This is a genomic window from Neisseria sp. HMSC074B07, assembly GCF_001810355.1.
GTDB lineage: Bacteria > Pseudomonadota > Gammaproteobacteria > Burkholderiales > Neisseriaceae > Neisseria.
This window is the reverse complement of the sequence record NZ_KV800985.1, coordinates 46,498-46,792: the sequence shown is the minus strand read 5'-3', so window position 1 is coordinate 46,792 and position 295 is coordinate 46,498. Positions and strand designations below refer to the sequence as shown.

The following is a 295-nucleotide window of genomic DNA, read 5'->3' as shown; positions in this document are numbered from 1 at the left end:
TTTCAACACACAGCCGCCCGAAGGCGGCTGGATATCTTGATGACCGCAAATTAAAGTATTTCCTTGTTTCAACACACAGCCGCCCGAAGGCGGCTGGTTAGTGCTTTGTTGAAAACCATTAAAAATGTCCAAGTTTCAACACACAGCCGCCCGAAGGCGGCTGGGAAAAAGAGATGATGCTAAATCGTTATAATTCAGGTTTCAACACACAGCCGCCCGAAGGCGGCTGGCTTTTTAAAAAGTGAAAAAGAGTTACAAATAGTGTTTCAACACACAGCCGCCCGAAGGCGGCTGG

At 47.8% G+C, this 295-nt stretch carries 1 CRISPR repeat array.

The features are described 5' to 3' along the window. Nucleotide 1 precedes the first annotated feature (1 nt). Nucleotides 2-295: a CRISPR direct-repeat array (repeat unit 30 nt; unit sequence TTCAACACACAGCCGCCCGAAGGCGGCTGG).